Source organism: Bordetella genomosp. 12 (assembly GCF_002261355.1).
Classification (GTDB): Bacteria; Pseudomonadota; Gammaproteobacteria; order Burkholderiales; family Burkholderiaceae_B; genus Bordetella.
Genome location: NZ_NEVU01000001.1, coordinates 410,042 through 425,465, shown reverse-complemented (window position 1 = coordinate 425,465; position 15,424 = coordinate 410,042). Strand labels below are relative to the sequence as shown.

Here is a 15,424-nt window from a genome sequence, read left to right as displayed (position 1 = left end):
CACACAGGACTCTGCTCTCGATCCATGACCCCCTCCATTCCTTCCACCAGCACGCTGTCCGCTCTGCAACAGGGCAATCTGCGCGCCACCGGGCTGCGCAAGACCTATAACGGCCGCACCGTCGTACAAGACGTGTCCCTCTCCGTCGAAAGCGGCGAAGTCGTAGGCCTGCTGGGACCCAATGGCGCGGGCAAGACCACCAGTTTCTACATGATCGTGGGCCTGGTGCCGGCCGATGCCGGGCGCATCGAGATCGATGGCCATGAAATCACGTCCATGCCCATCCACAAGCGCGCCCGCATGGGCCTGTCCTATCTGCCTCAGGACGCCTCTGTGTTTCGCCGCCTGACGGTCGAACAGAACATCCGCGCCGTGCTGGAGCTGCAGGTCGACGCGCAGGGCAAAACGCTGTCGGCCGCCAAAATCAACGAAAACCTCGAATCCCTGCTCGAAGAATTGCAGATCGGGCATATCCGCAGCAATACGGCCATCTCGCTGTCTGGCGGTGAACGCCGCCGTGTCGAAATCGCCCGCGCACTGGCCACCAATCCGCGCTTCATCCTGCTGGACGAGCCCTTCGCCGGTGTGGATCCGATCGCGGTGATCGAAATCCAGCGCATCGTGCGCTTTCTGAAAAGCCGTGGCATCGGCGTGTTGATCACCGACCATAACGTGCGCGAGACCCTGGGCATCTGCGATCGCGCCTACATCATCAGCGAAGGCAAAGTGCTCACCGACGGCCACCCCGACGAGATCGTGGGCGACCCGGCGGTGCGCCGCGTCTATCTGGGCGAACACTTCCGCATGTGAAAAACCCCAGGGCCGTCCTGATGGACGGCCCTGGGGCAACCTACTCCCAGCCTGAAGGCTCAGGCCGCGGCCATCTGCGCGGCCTGGCCCGGCACCGGCACCTCGGCCGGAATCGGGCAGCGATAGGGCTGGCCGCCGCGCCGCTCGATCAACTCCTGGCGCGCCTGTGTCATCAAGGCCGGGTCATCCAGCAGGGCAATCGCCGTGGCGGCCAGAATCTTGCTCGCATGGACCATCCCGGTGTGCGCCAAACCCATCTGGCCCTGGGACACCATCTGCCATGAATGCAAAGGCGTGCCGAAGGCAAAGCACGCCACCCAGGCCTGGACCGTGGGCGTGACCCAGCTGACATCGGCCACGTCGGTCGACCCGAACACCGTCTCGTCGGCCTGCGGATCGTAAGGCACGAGGCCATCGAAGATGGCCGGTACTTTGCCGCGCAACACACTGGCCAGCGGACGGCTGGCCTGCTCCAGATCGCTGGCATCCAGCGTGGCCTGAAAATCCCCGGCCTGCCTTTGCTGTTCGGCATCCACACCCAACTGGCCCAGCGCCTGCATCTGGGCGTACATCACCTCATTCAACGTCCGGTTCTGCATCAGGTTGGAGCAGGCTTTCTCGAACACGATCTCCAACTGGCACTCGGTCATCAGTTCGGCGCCCCGGGCGATATTCTTGACCCGGCGGTAGAGGTCGGCCGCGTCGCTGTTGTTGCGCGCACGGATCAGATAGAGCACCTCGGCGCGCGCCTGCACGACATTGGGCGACAGGCCTCCCGAGTCGGTGATGGCGTAGTGCACGCGGGCATCGGCAGGCATGTGCTCGCGCAGATAGTTCACCCCGACATTCATCAGCTCAACCGCGTCGAGCGCGCTGCGTCCCAGATGCGGCGAGTGCCCGGCGTGAGCGGCCCGGCCACGAAAAATGAAGCGCGCCTGTATGTTGGCCAGCGTCGCCTGGCTGAACAAGCCCGTGAAACTGCCGGGATGCCAGGTCAGTGCGGTATCCACGTCGTCGAACACGCCGGCACGCGCCATGAACGTCTTGCCCGAGCCGCCTTCTTCGGCCGGGCAGCCGTAGTAGCGGATCCGCGCACGGCCGCCACAGCGGCGCAGATGCGCTTGCACGGCCAGGGCCGCGAAATGCGCCGAGGTGCCAAGCAAATGGTGGCCGCAGCCATGGCCGGCGAGGCCGGGGCTGTCGATCGAAGGGGTGCAGACCAGCGCGCCGCTTTGCTGGTTCAAACCCGACAGCGCGTCATACTCGCCGAGGAAGGCCAGCACCGGCCCCTCATCGCCCCATTCCGCCATGAACGCCGTACCGATACCGGCCACGTTGCGGGTGATGCGAAATCCCGCGGCCTGCAAGGCCTGCACATGCAGGTCGGCCGACACCGTCTCGGCATAGCGCAGTTCGGCCAAGGACCAGATCTGGTCGGCCAGCGCGGTCATGCGCGGCGTCTCGCGCGCAAAGAAGTCCGCGAGCTGGGCGAGGGCGTGAACTGCCTGGGTCATCGTCGGCCTCACTCGGGTTTGACGTTCAATTTGTTGAGCAACGCCTTATTGCGGCTGAGCTCGGCGGCGATCTGCGCGGGAAACTGCGCCTGATCCATGTCGACGGCGACCGCGCCGAGCGAGCTCAGGCGCTCCTGCACGGCCGGCGAGCGCACGGACGCCAGGGCGGCCTCTTGCAGACGCTGCACGATGGGCTGCGGCGTACCGGCAGGCACGACCAGGCCAAACCAGCTCATGCCCAGTTCATTGAGCTCGGGGTAACCCAGCTCGGCGAACGTCGGCACCGAGGGCAGCTCGGCCGAGCGCGCTGGCGCAGCCAGCACGAAAGGCACCAGTTTGCCGCCCTTGATGTGGGGCATCGCCGAGGGCAACTGATCCGCCATCACCTGCACGGTGCCGCCGAGCACATCATTGAGCGCCGGGCCCGAGCCACGGTAAGGAACGATTTCGAGGTTGATGTTCAAGGCCTCGTTCAGCGCCGCCAGCATCAAATGCCCCAGCGAGCCCAGCCCCGGTACCGCGGCGCTGTATTCGCCCGGGTGCGCGCGGGTCTTGGCCAGAAAGGCCTGGAAGTCACTGACGCCCATTTTCGGATTGGCCATGTACACCGAGGGCATGCTCACCAGCTTGGCCACCGGCTGCAACTTGCCTTCCAGTTTGGCGGCACGCGTGAACAACCCGGGGTTGACGGTGGCCGTGCTGACCGTGGACATGCCGATGGTGTAACCGTCGGCGGCAGCCTGAGCGACGCTCTCCGTACCCAGCAAGCCGCCTGCGCCGGCCTTGTTCTCGACGATCACGGATTGCCCCAAGGGGCCGCGCATCCCTTCGGCGACCACGCGCGCCACGATGTCGGTCGAGCCACCAGGCGCAAACGGCACCACGAGCCGGATGGGTTTATTGGGATAGGCCTCGTCGGCCTGGGCAGTGCCCGGGCCAGCGGCGGCCAGGAGCGTGATGGCCGCGCAGGCGAGCACCGATAGCGAACGACGGCGGGTATGCAATAACGAGGAGGAAGACATGGGGCCCTTGAGTCATAGAGTTTTCATGGATCCGCAGGTGGACAACCACCACGCAGAAATCCGTGACAACTGTAGAAAAAACCCAGCCCGCCGACATCGCGGTAATCTTGCAAAGGTATAAGCAAAACCGATAGCTTGAGCCTCCCTCATGACGACCTCCCTTCACAGCCCGGCCGACGATCTGCCCGACCCTCCCTCCCAGGCCGAAGGCAGCGTGCTGTTTGCGCGCTTGCTCAAGCACGCTCGCCTGCGCCAGTTGCAACTCCTGGTGGCGTTGCAGCAAAGCGGCTCGGTGGTGCAGGCCGCCGCGCTCCTGCATATGAGCCAGTCGGCGGCCACGCAATCCCTTGCGGAGATGGAGCGCATCCTGGGCATCAACCTGTTTGACCGGCACGCCCGGGGCCTGCGCCCCACGCTGGCCGGCCATACGCTGATCGACACCGCGCGCGGCATTCTGGCCGCGCTCGAAGAATCGGCTGAATCGCTCGCGGCGATCCGGCGCGGCGCGCAGGCCGCGCTGCGCATCGGCACCACCCCGGCCGCCTCGCTGTCGGTGCTCTCGCCGCTGCTGGCCCAGCTCTACGAGCGGCACGCGCAATTGCATATCGATGTGCACGAAGACACCAGCGCGCGGCTGCTGCCGCAATTGTTCAAAGGCAGTGTCGATGCCGTGTTCTGCCGCAAACCCGCGCTGCTGCCGGCCTCTTTCGTCTTCAAGGCGCTGCTGGAGGACAAGCCGGTGGTGATCGCCAGCGAGGAGCACCCGCTGGCCGGCCGCCCCGACCTCGGGCTGGCGGCATTTAAGGATTCGCGCTGGGTTTTCCCCACGGCGCAACTGGCGGTGCGCGACATCTTCGAGCGCGAGGTGCTCGCCATCCTGCCCGATGCCTTGCGCGTGCCGATCTCGACGGTATCGCTGGCGGTCTTTTCGAGCTTTTTACGCAAGCCCGATGCCGTGGCGTTGATGCCGCAAAGCGTGCTGCCCGGCATGCCCCTGGGCAGCACCCTGTGTCAGCTGAGTGTGCGGCTCGACAGCCCGCTGGCGCCGCTGGGCGTGGTCTTTCACAAAGAGCAGGCGCCCGCCCTGCTGGGCCAGATGCTGCGGTTGTGGCGACGGTAAAAGTTCCCCGCTTTCACCCCCGGGAATATCCCTAGTCCTGCGGTCATAAAACTATACGGTTTTGTACGCTAGGGCGACTTGAAATCGGCCGCAGAGTCTATACACTAATCATCAAGAGCTCGCGTTTTTCACGACGCTTTTTCAAGAAGGAGGATGCCTAACGTTACACAACGCGCTATCGCGCAATTGTCTATCTCATCTCTTTTTCTGGAAGGAGAGCGCACTATGAACCTGAGCATTAGCGGTCGTCGCCTCGATGTCACCCCGGCCATCCGGGAATACGTCATGAACAAACTGGCGCGAGTGTTGCGGCACTTCGATCACGTCATCGACACCCAGGTCATGCTCTCAGTGGAGCCCCTGCGGCATAAAGCCGAAATCACGATGCATCTGAGCGGCAAGGATATTCATTGCGAAGCCGTGGATGAAAACCTCTATGCGGCGATCGACATGCTTGTCGACAAGCTGGATCGCCAGGTCATCAAGCACAAGGATAAGGTCCAGAGCCACGCCAGCGAGTCCGTGAAGCGACAAAGCGCCGCCATGAATGCGTCGCAACCCTAGTCCCGCGCTTCACACGCACTCAACCCTTGCTTGATCCAGGCAAGACCTGATACAGGTCGCATCGGATCCGGTGTCCCTCAAGATCCGCTTGACGGGACATCGGCATCACCACCCCGTCCCCCGATACTCACTTCTCCGCGCCAGGCTTCCCACGACCGCCTACACGGACTATGCTTGCCTGCCCGGTGCGAATTCCCTTTTTTTGCACTGCGTCATAAAACTCTATAATGGTTCGCATGAATCACTTGTCGCGCATTCTGCCCGCCGGCAACGTCGTGCTCGATATGCTTGCCACCAGCAAGAAGCGGGCATTCGAACAGGCCGGTCTGCTATTCGAGAATCACAATGGTTTGGCTCGATCCGTCGTGTTCGACAGCCTGTTCGCGCGCGAACGGCTGGGCTCGACGGCATTGGGGCAAGGCGTCGCGGTGCCGCATGGCCGGGTCAAAGGCCTGGAGCAAGCCGTCGCAGCCTTCGTCCGACTGGCCCAGCCCATCCCCTTTGATGCTCCCGATGGCCAACCCGTCTCCATGCTGCTCTGTCTGCTGGTCCCGGAAACCGCCACGCAACAGCATCTGGACATCCTCGCCGAGCTGGCGCAGTTGATGTCCAACAAAGCCTTGCGCGAGGCGCTGGCCACGGAAACCGATCCGTCCCTCGTGCATCGCATGCTGACCACCGGGCAACTCTGAGGCAGGACTGCCATGCTCACCGTCCAGGAACTGGTCGACGACAACGCCGACAAAATCCCCTTCAACTGGATAGCCGGGCATGGCGCGGCCGATCGGGCCATCCCCGATGACGGCATGGCCGCGGCCGACCTGGTCGGCCACCTGAATCTGATCCATCCTTCGCGCATCCAGGTCTTTGGCCAGGAAGAGCTCGCGTACTACACGCGCTTCGACCTGCGCCGCCGCATGCACCACATGGATGAGCTGCTCATCGGTGGCGTGCCGGCCATTCTGCTGGCCGACGGGCTGTCCGCGCCACAGGATCTCATCGACCAATGCGATCAGCATCAGGTGCCGTTGCTCTCCACCCCCGTGGCGGCCGCGCAACTGATCGACCTGCTGCGCATTTATCTGGGCAAAAAACTGGCCCCCACCACCACCGTGCACGGCGTCTTTCTCGACGTGCTCGGTCTGGGCGTGCTGATCACCGGGGAGTCGGGCCTGGGCAAAAGCGAACTGGCGCTCGAACTGATCTCCCGCGGCCACGGGCTGGTCGCCGACGACGCGGTGGAGTTCTCGCGCACCGCGCCCAATATGATCGAAGGGCACTGTCCGCAACTGCTGCAGAATCTGCTCGAGGTGCGCGGCCTGGGCCTGCTGGACATCCGCACCATCTTCGGCGAGACCTCGGTGCGCCGCAAGATGCGCCTGAAGCTCATCGTCCATCTCGTGCGCGCCACCGCGCAGGACAAGTTCGAACGCCTGCCGCTGCAGGACATCACGCAAGACATGCTGGGCCTGCCCGTGCGCAAAGTGATGCTGCAAGTGGCGGCCGGCCGCAACCTGGCCGTGCTGGTCGAGGCCGCCGTCCGCAACACCATCCTCAAGCTGCGCGGCATCGACACCCTGGGCGAATTCATGGAGCGCCAGGCGATGGCGATCCTGCAAAGCAGCAAATAACACCCCGCCGCCCCGTTTCAGGGGCGGGCATCCTGACGGGCGCGCTTGACCTCCAAAGGGGTCACCGCGCCCGCGTTGTTGCCCCAACTGCTGCGGATATAGGTCACCACCGCGGCGATGTCGTTGTCATCCATGAAGGGGCCGAACGGCGGCATGCCATGCGGCCGGGGGTTGGCTGCCGTGGCCGGCGCAAAACCGCCGTCGAGCACCATATGGATGACATTGAGCGCCGAGATCGCCGTCACCGACGAGTTCATCGCCAGCGGCGGCCAGTCCTGCCCGCTGCCGCGGCCATTGGCCTGATGGCAGGACGCGCAATGCTGGCTATACAGCCGTTCTCCCAGACTCATAACGCTGGCCGTGGGCGCGCGCTTGCTGTCAGGCAGGGCCACCGCGGGCGGCAGGGATTTCAGATACAGGCCGATGGCCTGGGCATCGGCTTCGGTCAGATGCTGGGTGCTGCCCAGCACGACCTCGGCCATGGGGCCGGTGGCGACCGAAGGCGTTGCCATCCCGTGACGCAGCAGCGCGGCGATATCCGCGGCGCTCCAGGTCCCCAGCCCGCGCAACGCATCGCTGTTGAGCGGCGGCGCATACCAGTGCAGCACCGGAATTACGCCCCCCGGCAGCCGTGCGCCATCCTGCGTCGCGCCCAAGGCATCACGCGGTGCGTGACAGGCCGCGCAATGGCCTGGCCCCTGCACCAGATACCGCCCCCGGTTCCACTGGACCGACTGGGTCGGATCCGGTTGATACACACCGGCGCGAAAGTTCAGCGCCCGCCAACCCGCCAGCAACGCGCGCTGGTCGTAAGGCCACGTCAGCGCGGGCGGACGGCTGGCCTGACGGACCGGCGCCACGGTGCGCAGATAGGCATACAGCGCATCGACGTCTTCGCGCGGCATGCGGGTGTACTCGGTATACGGAAAGGCCGGATACAGCAGCTTGCCGCCGGGGCCCTTGCCCTCATGCAGCGCCCGCCAGAAATCCTCTGCGCTCCAACTGCCGATGCCGGTTTGCGCATCCGGCGTGATATTGGGCCCGTAGAGCGCGCCAAACGGCGTCGGGATAGGCGTGCCGCCGGCGTAGGGTTGCCCGCCGCGCGCCGTATGACAGCCCGCGCAATTGCCCACCTGGGCCAGATAGCGGCCGCGCTCGATCAGGGCGCTGGCATCGGCGCGCGCGGGCGCGGGCACGGCCTCCTCCCGCATCCCCAGCCAATAGGCCAGGCCGCCGGCGGCCACCAGCAGCAAGACCAGCACCAGACCGCCGTACATCGTCCATTTTTTCATCGGGCGCCTTCCTGCTGACTGCCGCAGCGCACGGGCAAGGGCTGGTCCGCCTCGGGGCGGTAGTCTGGCGGCACTGGCTGCGCGGCCAGCCAGTATGAGAGCGCTCCCACCTCCTGGGGCGTGAGTTTGTGAGCCACGGCGGCCATACAGTCGGGCGCGGCGGCATGCCGCAGGCCGTTTTGCCAACTGCCGATCTGCGCCACGAGGTAGTCGCGCGGCAATCCCAGCAAACCCGGGATCGCCGGCAACATGCCGCCCAGGGTCTGTCCGTGACAGCTGGCACAGGCCGGCAGCCCGCGCGCCGGGTCGCCGTCGAACACCAGCGCGCGGCCCTGCGCGTGTTGCGCGTCCCCGCCCGCGGCCGGCGGGGGATAGGGCACCTGCTGATGCGAAAAATAGGCGGCGATCTCGCGCAGATAATCATCCGGCAGACCCGTGAGCAAATGCATCATGGGCGGATACTGCCGCTGCCCGTCACGGAAATGCAGCAGTTGCTGATACAGATAACTTTCCGGCTTGCCGGCCAGGCGCGGATAGTAGCCATCGGGCCCGGCGCGGCCCTGTGCGCCATGACAGGCCGTACAGGCGGCCACCCGGGCCGCCATGGTGCCCGGCTCCACGCGGGCCTGCTGCGCCACGGCCGCCCATGGCGAAGCCAGCCCACAGAGGATCACGAACAGACGTGCAATATTGCTGAGAGAATTGGGAACTAACATCTCGCCGTCGTTTGCAGCGCCACAGGCGCGGTTGACCAGACAGACCCGGGTGACGCTCCCATGCAACCGCGCGGCACCATGACGGGGTGATACCGACCGCCGTCGGCAAAACCATGCCACAATCATAGCCATGTTAAGAGTCGTCCTCATCACTGGCATTTCCGGCTCTGGGAAGTCAGTTGCGCTACGCATGCTGGAAGACGCGGGTTTTACCTGCGTGGACAACCTCCCCTTGCGTTTTCTGACGGAGTTTGTCGCCGCCTCGCGCGATGACGGCATGGAGCGCGTAGCCGTGGCCATCGACGTGCGTTCGCCCGGCGAACTGGCCGAACTGCCCAACGCCATCACGGCCCTGCGCTCCATGGGGACCGACCTATCGGTGGTGTTTCTGGACTCCAACACCGACACCTTGGCCCAGCGTTATTCGGAGTCACGCCGCCGGCACCCCCTGACCGACCGTGTCTCGCGTGGCGGCAAAGCGGCCTCTCTGACGGACTGCATCGCCATGGAGCGCGAACTGCTCGCGCCCCTGCGCGACCAAGAGCACGTCATCGACACCTCCGATCTCACGCCCGGGCAATTGCGCTCGTGGATCCGCGACCTCATCAAGGCCGACCGCGCCCCCCTGGTGCTGACCTTCGAGTCCTTCGCCTACAAGCGCGGCGTGCCCAGCGATGCCGATCTGGTGTTCGACGTGCGCTGCCTGCCCAATCCCTATTACGACCGCAATCTGCGTCCCCTGACCGGGCGGGATCAGCCCGTGGCCGAATGGCTGTCCGGCTTTGACATCGTGCATCGCATGGTCGATGACATCGACGGTTTCATCCGGCGCTGGCTGCCGCAATACACGCTGGACACGCGCAACTACCTTACCGTGGCGGTGGGCTGCACCGGCGGGCAGCACCGCTCGGTCTATGTGGTCGAGACGCTGGCGAGCCGGTTCAGCGATCATGATCCTCTGCTCGTGCGCCACCGCACCCAGTTGCCAGAAGAATCCGCATGAGGTCGCCGGTCGCGCTGTTGATGATGCTGCTGCTGGCCGTGGTGTTGGCCGGTTGCAGCACCACCGGCAAGCGAGGTGGCGGCTACTACAAGGATGACGGCCCGGATGCCAACCCGCCGGCCAATCTGGACAGCATCCCCGACGCGGTGCCGCGCCTCGAACCGCTGGCCAGCGGCGCCAACCGGCCCTATGTCGTGTTCGGCAAGCGCTATGTGCCGGACCTGACGGAGCAACCCTTCCGCCAGGAAGGCGTCGCGTCCTGGTACGGCAAGAAATTCCACGGCAATTCGACGTCGATCGGCGAGCCCTACGACATGTACAGCATGACGGCGGCGCACCCGACCATGCCCATACCCAGCTATGCCCGGGTGACCAGCAAGGTCAACGGACGGACCATCATCGTGCGGGTCAATGATCGCGGGCCCTTCCACAGCGACCGCATCATGGACCTCTCCTACGTCGCGGCCCACAAGCTGGGCATCATCGGCCCGGGCAGCGGCGCGGTCGTGGTCGAGCGCATCCTGCCCACGGAGATCCGCAGCATGCTGGCCAGTGGCAGCGCCACGCCGGCCGTCAGCGGGCTGGAGCCCGTCGCCCTGGCGGACTTGCCGGCCGCCACGCCGACCCCGCTGCCGCTACCGGACGCCGCACCGCGGGCGCCGGCCACCGCGCGCCGCGCCGCCGCCGGCGGCGTCTATCTGCAATTGGGTGCATTCAGCCAGGCGGCCAACGCGCAAAGCGTCGTGAGCAAGGTCAACGGCCTGATGACCGGAGAACCGGCCGCCACCGTCGAACAAGGCAGCCAACTCTACCGCGTGCGCATGGGCCCCTACGCCTCGCGCGAGGCGGCGCTGGAAGCCGTGCGCCGCGTCTCGGATCGCACCGGCATCCTGCCCAGCCTGGCGGCTCAATAAACGACAGCGTCCGACGTGCTTACCAGGGCAGGTCCATCTGCCCGTCACAGACCCGGCGCGCGCGCGGCGAATGGCCGGGGTAACGATGGCCCTCGTGCGACAGCAAGGCGCGCTTGCGTTTCAGGCCGCCGCCAAACCCCGTGAGCCGGGTGTCATAGCCGATGACGCGATGACAGGGAATGATGATGGACAGGGGATTGCGGCCCACGGCCTGCGCCAGCGGCCGAATGGCGCGCGGCCGGCCGATCGCCTGGGCCAGTTGCCCATAGCTGACCGTCGCCCCGAAAGGCAGCGCCAGCAGGCCATTCCAGACCGCACGCTGAAAGACCGTACCGCGAGGCGCGAGCGGAAGATCGAAGTCGCGCCGCTGGCCATCGAACCATTGCCGCAATTGCGCCTCGGCCAGGCTCAGCACGGCGGCCTCGTCCGCCGTCGCCTGCTCGCGCGCCGGCAGGGCCAGATCGTCCTGGTCGAGAAACCAGGCGCCGCACAAAAAGGGGCCGCTGGCCAGCAGCCGCAAGCCGCCCAGAGGCGTGTCGATCTCCAGAGCGGCGCTATCCTCCATGACACGGCTCATGACTGGCCTTTGCGCGCTAAGGCGCGCTGATAGAGCGCGTCTCGCGGAGCGCCGGTCGCCCGGGCGGCGATCCGCGCCGCGTCGCGCACCGAGACGCTTTCCAGCAAGGCATCCAGCAAGCGGTCGGTGGCCGGGTCACTGGCGACCTCGTCCTCGCGCCGCGGGGCCGCATGCAGGATCAGCACAAACTCGCCCTGCTCGCGATGGCTGTCGCCCGCCAGCCAGGCCGCGCCATCGGCCAAGGCGAAGGTCTCGATTTCCTCGAACCGCTTGGTGAGCTCGCGCGCGACGGTCAACTGCCGCTGCGGGCCGCAGACCTGCAGCAGATCGGCCAGCGTGGCCGCCAGACGGTGGGGCGACTCGAACATGACCACCGGCGCCGGCAGGGCGCTCCACTCGGCCAGCCAGCGCTGGCGCGCCGCGGCCTTCGGTGGCGCGAAGCCCGCGAAGGCAAACGCCGGGTTCTCGTCCGTGGTCACGCCGCTGCCCATGAGGGCGGTGATAACGGCGCTGGGACCGGGGATGGGCACCACGGGATACCCCGCCTCGCGCACCGCGCGCACCACCCGGGCGCCGGGATCGCTCACCGCAGGCGCGCCCGCATCGGACACCAGGGCGACGCGCTGGCCCTGCGCCAGGCGCTGACAGATGTTGTCGGCCGCCTGCGCTTCGTTGTGCCGGTGCGCGGCCATCAAGGGGGTGGCAATGCCCCAGGCATCGAGCAGCGTGCGGCTGGCACGGGTATCTTCGGCCGCGATGACATCGGCGCGCGCCAGCGCCTGCCAGGCCCGCAGACCCAGATCGCCCAGATTGCCGATCGGCGTGGCCACGACATACAGCGCCCCCTCGGGCCAGTGCTGCGCGGCCACCCGTTCGGCAACCCGGCGCCAGGATTCGCCGACTACGGCAGATGTGACTTCTTGATTCATAAGGGGACCGCGGCGGTGAAAACCCTGTCAGTGTAGCCCCATGCGACTGCTCTCCCTGCTGCTGCGCCGGTGCCGGCCCGCGCCGCGCGCCGATCCCCGCCACCGGCAGGGACGACGTGCCGAAGACCAAGCGCTGCGCCTGTTGCGCGCGCACGGGCTGCGGTTGCTGGCGCGCAATGTACGCAACCGCTACGGCGAGCTGGATCTGGTCATGCGCGACGGCCAGCAGCTGGTGGTGGTCGAAGTGCGCTGGCGCGCCAATCCGGCCTACGGCGGCGCGGCGGCCAGCATCGGGCCCGCCAAACAGGCGCGGCTGGCGCGCGCGGCGCTTTGCTGGCAGGCGCAGGCCGGCGGGCAGCCGCGGCCTCTGCGCTTTGACGTGGTGGCCTTCGAGGCCGGCCGGCCGCACTGGTTGCCCGCGGCCTTCACCCCCGACATTCAGTCACAGCCGTTACGCGGACGGCGCCCTCGCCGCCGGTCGCCCCGGGCGGCACCGTGAGATAATCCGCGCCATGGATATGACCTCTCGCATGACGTCGCACTTCCGCGATGCGATGGCGCTTTGCGAACAAAGCATGCATGCCCTGGCCGAGCCCTTGTCGGCTGCCGTGGAGCTGCTGTTCGCGGCCTTGGCCAATAACGGCCGGATTCTGGCCTGCGGCAACGGCGGTTCGGCCGCCGATGCCCAGCACTTCATTGCCGAGCTGGTGGGCCGCTTCGAGCGCGACCGCCTGCCTTTGGCCGGCATCGCCCTCAATACCGACACGTCCATTCTGACGGCCGTGGGCAATGACTACGGCTTTGACGAAATCTACGAGCGCCAGGTCAATGCCCTGGGCCAGCCCGGCGACGTCCTGGTGGCGATCTCCACCAGCGGCAACTCTCCCAACGTGGTGCGCGCCATGGAAGCCGCGCGCGACCGCGAAATGCACGTCATTGCCCTGACCGGCAAGGGCGGCGGCGTCGTCGGGGAACTGATCACCCCGAATGACGTCCATTTATGTGTTCCGCACGACCGGACCATGCGCATCCAGGAGGTCCACATCCTCCTGCTGCATGCCCTGTGCGACGGTATCGATGCCCTACTGCTTGGAGACACCGAATGATGATGCCCAACGCGCAACGCGCTGTCCGCCCCCTCGTTCTGGCCTTGGCCCTGGCGACCACGGCCGCCTCGCTGTCGGCCTGCGTGCCGCTGGTCGTGGGCGGCGCCGCGGCAAGCACCGCCGTGGTCGCGACCGACCGGCGCACCTCTGGCACCCAGCTCGATGACCAGAACATCAACTTCCGGGTAGAAAGCCAGATCAGCCAGAAGCTGGGCGAAGCCGCCCGCGTCAACGCCATGGTCTACAACGGCCAGGTGCTGCTGACCGGCGACGTCCCCACCGAAGCCGACAAGGCCCAGGCCACGACCATCGCCCAAGGGGTCGAAAAGGTCAAAAGCGTCAGCAACCAGCTGACCGTCGGCCCGTCGGCGGCCTTCTCGACGCGCTCGAACGACACCTGGCTGACCTCCAAGGTCCGCACGGCCCTGATCAACGCGCAATACGTGCCTTCGCGCACCATCGCCGTCACGACCGACAAGGGCGTGGTCTATCTCATGGGCATGGTGACGCAATCCGAAGGCGACTACGCCGCCAATGCGGCCGCCAGTGTCGGCGGTGTCACGAAAGTGGTAAAACTGTTCGACATCATCAGCCGCGAAGAGGCGGTTCGGCTCTCGAACAACAACAATGCCAAGGACGCGCCCATCGAAACCGGCGCGGCCTCGTCACAAGATGGCGCCGCATCGGGGGCAAGCACCTCGGGCAGCAGCGGCGGCACGGACGGCGGCATCGAACTCATGCCCATCAAATGAAAAAGCTCGCGCTTGCCCTGGCCGTGGCGATCATCGCCGGCATCGGTGCCTGGTTCGTCTGGCGGCCGGCGCCGGCCGCCCCCCAGGTGGTCTTCACCACCTTGCAGGGCAAGCAGGTCTCCATGCAAGACCTCAAGGGCAAGGTGGTGTTGGTCAAGTTCTGGGCCACCAGCTGTGTGACCTGCGTCAAGCAGATGCCGGACACCATCGCGGCCTACGACCGCTATGCCCCGCAGGGCTACGAAGCCATCGGCGTGGCCATGCAGTACGACCCGCCCAACTACGTGCTCAATTTCGTCCAGACCCGCAAGCTGCCCTTTCCGGTTGCCCTGGACACCAAGGGCGAGCTCGCGCGGGCGTTCGGCGACGTGCGCCTGACACCCACCGCCTTTCTGATCGACAAGCAAGGCCGCATCATCAAACGCTACCTGGGCGAGTATGACGTGGCGGAGTTCCACGCCACGGTAGAAAAAGCCCTGGCCGCGGGATAAGCCCGCGCCCAGGGCCTGGCTGGCGCGCCTGCCTCAGAAGGCCGGCACGACCGCGCCCTTGTACTTCTCGACGATGAACTTGCGCACGGCGTCGCTGTGCAGCGCCTGCACCAGCTTCTTGACCGCCGGCGCATCCTTGTTGTCTTCGCGCGTGACCACGATGTTGGCGTAGGGCGAGTCGGAGCCCTCGATGAACAGCGCGTCCTTGGTCGGCACCAGGCCGGCCTCCAGCGCGTAGTTGGTGTTGATCAGCGCCAGATCGACGTCATCCAGCGAGCGCGGCAGCATGGCAGCCTCGAGCTCACGGAACTTGAGCTTTTTGGGGTTTTCGACCACATCGATGGGCGTGGCCACGATGTTGGCCGGATCCTTCAGCTTGATCAGGCCTTGCTTTTGCAGCAAGAGCAGCGCGCGGCCGCTATTGGACGGATCATTCGGGATCGCCACCGTGGAGCCGGCCTTGAGTTCATCCAGCTTCTTGATTTTCTTGGAGTAAGCGCCAAACGGCTCGACGTGCACCAGGGCCACCGGCACCAGGTTGGTCTTGCGGTCCTTGTTGAAGGTGTCCAGGTACGGCTTGTGCTGGAAGAAGTTGGCATCGAGCTGTTTGTCGGCCACCTGCAGGTTGGGCTGGACGTAGTCGCTGAACACCTTGATATCGAGCTCGACGCCGTCCTTGGCCAATACAGGCTTGACCACCTCCAGAATCTCGGCGTGCGGGACCTGGGTGGCGGCGATCGTCAGTTTCTCGGCGTGGGCCTGGGTCGCGCCCAGGGCCAGGGCGGAAAGCAGCATGGCCGAGCGCAAGAGCTTGAATGTCATCAAATTGCCTCTGGTATCGTTGATCTTAGGGGGCCAGGCCGCCGGAATCGGCCCCGGCCGTTGCAAAAACGCCCCCAATTTACTTGAAACCTGCCCGTTTGTCGGCCATATGAACATGGCGCCGAAGCATATGCCTACGGTCTTGACTACAATTCGGACTG

General features: G+C 66.0%; 18 protein-coding genes. 11 read left to right on the top strand and 7 right to left on the bottom strand.

What is annotated here, in order from left to right; translation table 11 throughout:
• Positions 1-24: 24 nt before the first annotated feature.
• Positions 25-810, top strand: a complete 786-nt coding sequence (lptB, locus tag CAL22_RS02075) for an LPS export ABC transporter ATP-binding protein (RefSeq protein WP_094809904.1) — start codon at positions 25-27, stop codon at positions 808-810.
• A 59-nt stretch (positions 811-869) separates the two neighbouring features.
• On the opposite strand, the gene CAL22_RS02070 is transcribed toward lptB, so the two are convergent.
• Positions 870-2,324, bottom strand: coding sequence for a M20 family metallopeptidase (locus CAL22_RS02070; protein ID WP_094809902.1), 1,455 nt, complete (start codon positions 2,322-2,324; stop codon positions 870-872).
• 8 nt (positions 2,325-2,332) lie between these two features.
• Complete coding sequence (locus tag CAL22_RS02065) at positions 2,333-3,346, bottom strand: tripartite tricarboxylate transporter substrate-binding protein (protein ID WP_094809900.1); 1,014 nt, start codon at positions 3,344-3,346, stop codon at positions 2,333-2,335.
• 148 nt (positions 3,347-3,494) lie between these two features.
• Here CAL22_RS02065 and CAL22_RS02060 point away from each other — a divergent pair, with 148 nt between their 5' ends.
• From CAL22_RS02060 to hprK, 4 genes are all read left to right on the top strand, one after another.
• Complete coding sequence (locus CAL22_RS02060) at positions 3,495-4,466, top strand: LysR family transcriptional regulator (RefSeq protein ID WP_094809898.1); 972 nt, start codon at positions 3,495-3,497, stop codon at positions 4,464-4,466.
• Between the two features lie 225 nt (positions 4,467-4,691).
• On the top strand, positions 4,692-5,030 hold the full coding sequence (gene hpf / locus CAL22_RS02055; RefSeq protein WP_094809897.1) for a ribosome hibernation-promoting factor, HPF/YfiA family: 339 nt from the start codon (positions 4,692-4,694) through the stop codon (positions 5,028-5,030).
• A 236-nt stretch (positions 5,031-5,266) separates the two neighbouring features.
• Positions 5,267-5,722: a PTS sugar transporter subunit IIA gene (locus CAL22_RS02050; protein WP_167383537.1), complete on the top strand. Its 456-nt coding sequence runs from the start codon at positions 5,267-5,269 to the stop codon at positions 5,720-5,722.
• A 12-nt stretch (positions 5,723-5,734) separates the two neighbouring features.
• Positions 5,735-6,661 (top strand): HPr(Ser) kinase/phosphatase, encoded by a 927-nt coding sequence (gene hprK, locus CAL22_RS02045; RefSeq protein ID WP_029580018.1) that lies wholly within the window; start codon positions 5,735-5,737, stop codon positions 6,659-6,661.
• A 17-nt stretch (positions 6,662-6,678) separates the two neighbouring features.
• Here the strand turns inward: hprK and CAL22_RS02040 are convergent, their stop codons facing one another.
• A complete protein-coding gene (locus CAL22_RS02040; protein ID WP_094809893.1) occupies positions 6,679-7,953 on the bottom strand; it encodes a c-type cytochrome in 1,275 nt (424 codons plus the stop codon).
• Complete coding sequence (locus CAL22_RS02035) at positions 7,950-8,558, bottom strand: c-type cytochrome (RefSeq protein ID WP_094811054.1); 609 nt, start codon at positions 8,556-8,558, stop codon at positions 7,950-7,952. The genes CAL22_RS02040 and CAL22_RS02035 overlap by 4 nt, the downstream gene beginning before the upstream one ends.
• Positions 8,559-8,799: 241 nt before the next feature.
• Between CAL22_RS02035 and rapZ the strand changes: the two genes are divergently transcribed.
• Both rapZ and CAL22_RS02025 read left to right on the top strand, forming a co-directional pair.
• The gene (rapZ, locus tag CAL22_RS02030) at positions 8,800-9,672 is read left to right on the top strand and encodes an RNase adapter RapZ (RefSeq protein WP_094809892.1); all 873 of its coding nucleotides are present in this window, start codon (positions 8,800-8,802) and stop codon (positions 9,670-9,672) included.
• Positions 9,669-10,586, top strand: coding sequence for a septal ring lytic transglycosylase RlpA family protein (locus CAL22_RS02025; RefSeq protein ID WP_094809890.1), 918 nt, complete (start codon positions 9,669-9,671; stop codon positions 10,584-10,586). The genes rapZ and CAL22_RS02025 overlap by 4 nt, the downstream gene beginning before the upstream one ends.
• 19 nt (positions 10,587-10,605) lie before the next feature.
• On the opposite strand, the gene CAL22_RS02020 is transcribed toward CAL22_RS02025, so the two are convergent.
• On the bottom strand, positions 10,606-11,163 hold the full coding sequence (locus CAL22_RS02020; protein ID WP_094809888.1) for a methylated-DNA--[protein]-cysteine S-methyltransferase: 558 nt from the start codon (positions 11,161-11,163) through the stop codon (positions 10,606-10,608).
• Positions 11,160-12,092: a 16S rRNA (cytidine(1402)-2'-O)-methyltransferase gene (rsmI, locus tag CAL22_RS02015; RefSeq protein ID WP_094809886.1), complete on the bottom strand. Its 933-nt coding sequence runs from the start codon at positions 12,090-12,092 to the stop codon at positions 11,160-11,162. The genes CAL22_RS02020 and rsmI overlap by 4 nt, the downstream gene beginning before the upstream one ends.
• Positions 12,093-12,132: 40 nt before the next feature.
• Between rsmI and CAL22_RS02010 the strand changes: the two genes are divergently transcribed.
• From CAL22_RS02010 to CAL22_RS01995, 4 genes are read left to right on the top strand one after another with little or no spacing between them, the layout of a single operon-like run.
• The gene (locus CAL22_RS02010; RefSeq protein ID WP_094809884.1) at positions 12,133-12,591 is read left to right on the top strand and encodes a YraN family protein; all 459 of its coding nucleotides are present in this window, start codon (positions 12,133-12,135) and stop codon (positions 12,589-12,591) included.
• 13 nt (positions 12,592-12,604) lie between these two features.
• Positions 12,605-13,198, top strand: coding sequence for a phosphoheptose isomerase (locus tag CAL22_RS02005; protein WP_167383536.1), 594 nt, complete (start codon positions 12,605-12,607; stop codon positions 13,196-13,198).
• The gene (locus tag CAL22_RS02000; protein WP_094811050.1) at positions 13,198-13,950 is read left to right on the top strand and encodes a BON domain-containing protein; all 753 of its coding nucleotides are present in this window, start codon (positions 13,198-13,200) and stop codon (positions 13,948-13,950) included. Before CAL22_RS02005 ends, CAL22_RS02000 begins: the two co-directional genes overlap by 1 nt.
• Entirely contained in the window at positions 13,947-14,441 is a 495-nt protein-coding gene (locus CAL22_RS01995; RefSeq protein WP_094809882.1) for a TlpA disulfide reductase family protein, read from the top strand. Before CAL22_RS02000 ends, CAL22_RS01995 begins: the two co-directional genes overlap by 4 nt.
• A gap of 33 nt (positions 14,442-14,474) precedes the next feature.
• Here CAL22_RS01995 and CAL22_RS01990 read toward each other — a convergent pair whose 3' ends face one another.
• Positions 14,475-15,263: a MetQ/NlpA family ABC transporter substrate-binding protein gene (locus CAL22_RS01990; RefSeq protein ID WP_094809881.1), complete on the bottom strand. Its 789-nt coding sequence runs from the start codon at positions 15,261-15,263 to the stop codon at positions 14,475-14,477.
• Between the last annotated feature and the right edge of the window lie 161 nt (positions 15,264-15,424).